The 6,373-nt window shown below is 50.6% G+C and carries 5 protein-coding genes and 1 pseudogene; all 6 read left to right on the top strand.

What is annotated here, in order from left to right; translation table 11 throughout:
* Nucleotides 1-106 (top strand): annotated as a pseudogene (locus H6F80_RS01765) (IS630 family transposase); the annotation flags it as partial.
* A 289-nt stretch (nt 107-395) separates the two neighbouring features.
* On the top strand, nt 396-1,559 hold the full coding sequence (locus H6F80_RS01770; RefSeq protein ID WP_190789903.1) for a GuaB3 family IMP dehydrogenase-related protein: 1,164 nt from the start codon (nt 396-398) through the stop codon (nt 1,557-1,559).
* A gap of 427 nt (nt 1,560-1,986) precedes the next feature.
* Nucleotides 1,987-2,307 carry a thioredoxin gene (gene trxA / locus H6F80_RS01775; protein ID WP_190789904.1) on the top strand — a complete coding sequence of 107 codons (321 nt, stop codon included), beginning with the start codon at nt 1,987-1,989 and terminating at the stop codon, nt 2,305-2,307.
* Nucleotides 2,308-2,662: 355 nt separating this feature from the next.
* Complete coding sequence (locus tag H6F80_RS01780; RefSeq protein WP_190789905.1) at nt 2,663-3,730, top strand: LOG family protein; 1,068 nt, start codon at nt 2,663-2,665, stop codon at nt 3,728-3,730.
* Between the two features lie 391 nt (nt 3,731-4,121).
* The gene (locus H6F80_RS01785) at nt 4,122-5,237 is read left to right on the top strand and encodes an ABC transporter ATP-binding protein (RefSeq protein ID WP_518523499.1); all 1,116 of its coding nucleotides are present in this window, start codon (nt 4,122-4,124) and stop codon (nt 5,235-5,237) included.
* Nucleotides 5,234-6,034: an ABC transporter permease gene (locus H6F80_RS01790; protein WP_190789906.1), complete on the top strand. Its 801-nt coding sequence runs from the start codon at nt 5,234-5,236 to the stop codon at nt 6,032-6,034. Before H6F80_RS01785 ends, H6F80_RS01790 begins: the two co-directional genes overlap by 4 nt.
* Nucleotides 6,035-6,373: the final 339 nt, after the last annotated feature.

Raw genomic sequence — 6,373 nt, forward strand, 5'->3', positions numbered from 1 at the left:
GTGGTTCGTGCTCAAGAATTGGATGCGTCAACGCTGGGATGAATTTGATAGCTTTCGCGATTGTGTCGATGCTGCCTTCAACCATTGTTCGAACGTGTATCCGTAAAGCTATATTCCTTATTCTTTTGCCGTTCCAGCCTACAAAATTCAAGCTTGAGCAACCAGGATGAAAGCTTTTGCAAGTCGATCGATCTTCGATACTTTTGCCATTGCTTTGTTGCTATTGCTTTATTGCTATTGCTTCAAGCTCAATTCTCATTTTTCAAAGTTATCGGAGATTCATCAAAATGCTGTAACAAAGCATACAGATGTTTTGTCCGGATCCCGATCGGGTTGTCCCCTGAATCTCTCTAGATTTGATAGTCTAGTTTGAATAAGTCTTAAGGAATAGAAGCGTGGACATTCAAATTGGTAGAGGCAAAGCTGCCCGTCGAGCATACGGGATCGATGAAATTGCACTATCTCCCGGAAACAGAACCCTCGATCCCTCGCTTGCCGATACAAGCTGGACGATCGGCGGCATTCAGCGACAGATTCCGATCATTGCCAGTGCAATGGATGGAGTTGTCGATATCAAAATGGCAGTGCGGCTGAGCCAACTCGGTGCATTAGGAGTGCTAAACCTGGAAGGCATTCAAACGCGCTATGCCGATCCTGAGCCAATTCTCGATCGCATTGCCTCTGTCGATAAGCACGAATTTGTGCCCCTGATGCAGGAGCTATACGCCGAGCCAATCAAGCCAGAACTGATCGAGCAGCGCATCCAGGAAATTAAATCCCAGGGCGGGATTGCAGCGGTAAGTGCTACCCCTGCGGGAGCTGCCAAGTTTGGCGCAACAGTTGCAAAAGCAGGCGCAGATTTATTCTTTATTCAGGCAACCGTGGTTTCAACGGCTCACCTCTCTCCAGAGTCGATCACCCCGCTGGATCTGGCAAAGTTCTGTCAGGAAATGCCGATTCCCGTCGTGCTAGGCAACTGCGTAACCTATGACGTAGCACTCAACCTGATGAAAGCAGGCGCGGCGGCGGTGTTAGTCGGCATTGGTCCCGGTGCTGCCTGTACCTCTCGCGGAGTGTTAGGCGTGGGCGTGCCCCAGGCGACTGCTGTAGCAGACTGTGCAGCAGCGCGTGAAGACTTTTATCGGGAAACGGGCAAATACGTTCCGGTGATTGCAGACGGTGGCTTAATTACCGGAGGAGACATCTGCAAATGTATTGCCTGCGGTGCGGATGGCGTGATGATTGGCTCTCCGTTCGCTAGAGCCGCAGAAGCTCCAGGCAGGGGCTATCACTGGGGCATGGCAACACCCAGTCCGGTTTTGCCGCGTGGTACTCGCATTCGTGTGGGCACGACCGGAACACTAGAGCAAATTCTGCGCGGTCCGGCTCAGCTCGATGATGGAACTCACAACTTCCTGGGGGCACTGCAAACCAGTATGGGCACGCTGGGCGCAAAGGATATTCGGGAGATGCAGCAAGTTGAAGTCGTGATTGCTCCCTCGCTGTTGACTGAAGGCAAGGTTTACCAGAAGGCACAGCAGCTCGGCATGGGTAAATAAACTTCACCTTGTCAACCGGATTTATATAAGTTTATCTGCGGCTTCACGGGAAACCATAGTGAAAATCCATAACAGTCGCTTACAATAGAAGGAAGCGGAGACGTATGTTTCCGTTCACTCCTCACACCACACTCCGCCTGGACACTGTTCAGGCGGTTCCTCGTTTAAACAGGCATTCAATTGGCATGTTTTTAAGAAACTGTCACAGGAGAAGAAGTTCTCTGCTCAAACCTCTGCTGCTCAGGACGGTCTCAAAAAAGGGTCGAAAATGCCGTCTAAAAACATAGCTCGATGAGGTTCAAATCATTCGATCGGACGAGAGAGCTGAATCCCAAATTTATATCTGTTTGTATAGACCGATAGCGCAAGCTGCTTGTTTTCGCTATGGTAAGATTTTGAACGATAATATAGGCTAAGGATTTCAGGCATGTCAGCAGCCGCAGTTACAGACGCAACTTTTGAACAAGAAGTAATTGAGAGCAACGTTCCTGTTCTGGTTGATTTTTGGGCACCCTGGTGTGGTCCTTGTCGGATGGTCGCACCCGTGGTTGATGAGATCTCCGAACAGTACGCTGGTCAGATTAAAGTTGTCAAAGTCAATACCGATGAAAATCCCAGCGTTGCCAGCAAGTATGGGATTCGCAGCATCCCTACCCTGATGATCTTCAAGGGCGGACAGCGGGTGGATATGGTGGTTGGGGCCGTTCCTAAAACCACGCTGGCGACCACGCTCGAAAAATATCTCTAAGTTGCTCGATCGATCAGCCGTCACAGGCATTCTACCCCTCGTTTTATGTCTATTCGGTTCTGGCTACTTTGCGGTTTGTGAGATTTGTTTGTGAGATTGAGAGTACGAGATTTCTAGTACGCCATCTCTTTTGTCTTAAGTGCCCTGGTCTTTCTGGCTGGGGCATTTTACGTGGATTTTGGGACTGCGCTGCTGTAGCATCCCAACGGCTTAACACAAGGAAGCAAACTTCATCTGGATTAGCCCGGTTTTGCCCTGGTATCCCGCTTCAGTCCTACAAAGAATTGCCGTAAAGGCGATTTAGACAGCGCGTTTTTTGATCCGGTAGAATAGGGTACTGCTGTCACAGGAATACATGACCCTATCTCCTTCATCGTCCAGCTTAGAATCCTTTCAGGCAGAAATTCGCGAATTGCTCGATCAGTTGCCCAAGATGAAGCATGGCGCACTGATTCAACAGGCACTCATGACCCTGGCGCGGATGGCAGAAGTCGATGCCGATCGCCTCGATTGGAAAATCCTGAACGCTTCATTGCAGGATATGGAACAGGCGTTTCGCGTATTCTATCCCCATCGCCACATCCGCAAAATTACGATTTTTGGTTCTGCTCGCATCAAGCCTGGAACTCCGGCGTATCAAATGGCGGTTGACTTTGCAAGATGCGTTACGCTGCAAGGCTTTATGGTGATGACGGGCGGCGGTCCCGGTATTATGCAGGCGGGCAATGAGGGAGCCGGATCAGAGAACTCCTTTGGGCTGAACATTCGACTGCCGTTTGAGCAGGGGTCAAATCCGTTTCTCGAAGGCAGCGACAAGCTGGTCAATTTCAAGTATTTCTTTACACGCAAGCTGTTTTTTCTGCGGGAGACCGATGCGCTCGCTTTGTTTCCGGGCGGGTTTGGTACGCAGGACGAGGCGTATGAATGCCTGACTTTGATGCAAACTGGAAAGTCTGACCTGCTGCCGCTCGTGCTGGTAGAGCCGCCGGGAAGCAATTACTGGCGCGGCTGGGAAGCTTATGTGCGTGACCATTTGCTGAAGGATGGCCTGATTAGCCCGGACGATCTGGATTTGTACACGATTACCGATCGCGTCGATCTTGCCTGCGAGATGATTTCGAGCTTTTATCGCGTGTTTCACTCTAGCCGCTATGTGGGCGACAAACTGGTGCTGCGCCTCAACTCCGAGCTATCTGCCAACGATATGGAGTATCTGAACCAGAACTTCAGCGATATTTTGATATCGGGAAAAATCGAGCAAGCCAAGCCACTGCCGGAGGAGTTGGGCGGCGATGCGGCACAGTTGCCCCGTTTAGTAATGCACTACAACCAGCGCGATTTTGGACGGCTCTACCAAATGATTCGCGTCATCAATCAACTAGGTATGGATGCTCCTGAAGCCACCCACCCCGAACAGAAATAGTCTGGGCATTACTGAATGGAAATCGGATTATCAGATAGGGAGTTCTGCGCTAGGGATGATTTGAAAACTACCCTTGCAAAATTCATCTGTCGGATCAGCAATGCCATCGTCTGATGTACGGTATTCCAGATGCCTTCCCCCTCAATCCCTCTTTGATGTAGGGCTGGTGTGTATCCACAAGTTTTGTCCAAGTTCTGGGTTTTGCAGCCCCCTAAATCTCCTAATTCTAGGGACTTTGAGAACTGTAGTAGGCGTGCCTTCCCTACCCCAAAAATGAGGAGGTTAGGAGTGAAGCCTAAATTCTTAAAGGAGATGAGAGCTACCGATCGCTCGGTTCCGAAATAGCCTGGAAGGAGGAAGACATCTGGGAATTGACGGGAAACGATAAGACATGACACCACACCCCAGCAGTCCCATGCCCATGATCTCGGTTGAAAACCTGACGAAGGTTTATCCCGTTGCGATTAAAGATCCCGGTTTTGCGGGAACCATCAAGCATTTCTTTCAGCGCACCTATCGCTCGGTTACAGCGGTTCAATCGGTTTCCTTTGCGATCGAACCCGGTGAGGTCGTAGGGTTTCTGGGACCAAACGGGGCAGGCAAAACAACCACGCTTAAAATGCTCACCGGACTGATTCACCCGTCCTCAGGACAAGTCACGGTGGCAGGGCATATTCCCTTTCGGCGGCAGCGGGCGTTTCTTCAGCAAATTACGCTGGTGATGGGGCAAAAGCAGCAGTTGATCTGGGATTTGCCTGCGCTGGACTCCCTCCGAATTAATGCGGCAGTGTATGGAATAGACGATCGCGATTATCGGCAGCGCGTTGGCGAATTGACCGAGATGCTGTCCCTGGAAGGCAAGCTGAATCAGCCTGTGCGAAAGCTTTCTCTCGGCGAACGAATGAAGGCGGAACTGCTGGCTGCGCTGCTGCACCATCCGAAAGTGCTGTTTCTTGATGAGCCGACGCTTGGACTCGACGTCAATGCTCAGGTCAATGTGCGCGAGTTTTTGCGTGAATACAACGAACGCTATCAGGCGACAGTGTTGCTAACAAGCCATTACATGGCAGACATTACGGCTTTGTGTCAGCGGGTGCTGATGATTCATGCCGGAAACCTGATTTACGACGGCAGTTTAGAAGGCTTGCTCGAACGGTTTGCGCCCTGTCGGGAAGTGTCGATCGAACTCAGTTATCCTCGATCGCCTGCCGAACTACGTCCCTACGGAGAACTGAAGCAGGTAGATGGACAACTCGCGCAGTTTATTGTGCCGCAGGAAAAGCTGACGCATACGATCGCCCAGCTCTTAGCAGACTTTGAAGTCGTAGATTTGAAGGTGACAGACCCGCCGATCGAGGAAGTGATCGGTCAGGTGTTTCAGTTAGGAACCCGGGTGGATGCAACCTCAAACGGGAATGACCAGGCAGTGTCGCCCAATCAACTCCCGCAGGGCAAAGTCTCCGACGGTGAATTTATCGAAGACCGTCAGCCTAGAGGCACAAGATGAATCAGAGGCTCAAGCGGACAGGTCGCATTGCCCAAACCCTGCTCACCGTTTACTACGCTTATATGGTGGAGTACCGAGCAGAGCTGATTCTGTGGATGCTGTCGGGCAGCCTACCGCTCATCCTGATGGGCGTGTGGATTCAGGCATCGCAGAGTGGGCAGTTTGGACTTTCATCGATCGACTTTATTCGTTACTTTCTCGCCGTTTTTCTGGTGCGGCAATTTACCGTCGTTTGGGTAATTTGGGAGTTTGAACGCGAAGTCGTGGAAGGAAAGCTCTCATTTCGACTGCTGCAACCGCTCGATCCAGGCTGGCATCATTTTATGTCTCACTTTGCCGAGCGATTTGCCCGGTTGCCGTTTGCAATTCTGCTGGTAATTCTCTTTTTTATGCTGTATCCGCAAGCCGTTTGGATTCCCAGCCTGTCGCAAGTTCTGCTGTTCCTGCTCGCCGTTACTCTGGCGTTCATCCTACGGTTTGTTACCCAATACGCCTTCGCAATGCTGGCTTTCTGGATTGAGCGAGCAAATTCGTTGGAGTCTTTCTTTTTTCTGTTCTACCTGTTTCTGTCAGGCATTATCGCGCCGCTGGAAGTGTTTCCGCCGATCGTCCGCCAAATTGTGCTGTGGACACCGTTTCCCTACATGATTAATTTTCCTGCCAGTCTATTGATCGGTCTGCCGGAAAATGTAGTGCAGGGGTTACTGATCATGCTGGGCTGGATCGCGCTCTTCTGGGCGTTAAATCGCTGGCTGTGGCAGAAAGGTTTGCGCCGCTATTCGGGCATGGGAGCATAGTGAATAGCTTCAATTCAGACTGAAAACTTGCCGGAAGAACTGTATGACCGTATTCAAAGTCTTGCGGCTGAGAATAGTCCTGACTTTGAATGAAGTTGTGATTTATCTATTGCAGCAGGCAGTCCAGCCCAGTAAACAGAGAAGCGTTCAAGAACCTGTTCAGGAGGGATAGACAGAGCCGATGGCGGAGATTTTACAAAGAATTCGTAGGGCGTTGCTGAATCGAAATATGAAGACACAACTTGAGACCCTGCATCGCCCCCTATTCATCTCAAGACAAAAGCAAAGTAAGTAACCTACTAAATCACCCGCAAATTCGATCGCTGAATAACGGGACGA

This window comes from Leptolyngbya sp. FACHB-711, from assembly GCF_014695615.1.
In the GTDB taxonomy this organism is placed as follows: Bacteria; Cyanobacteriota; Cyanobacteriia; order Elainellales; family Elainellaceae; genus Leptolyngbya_A.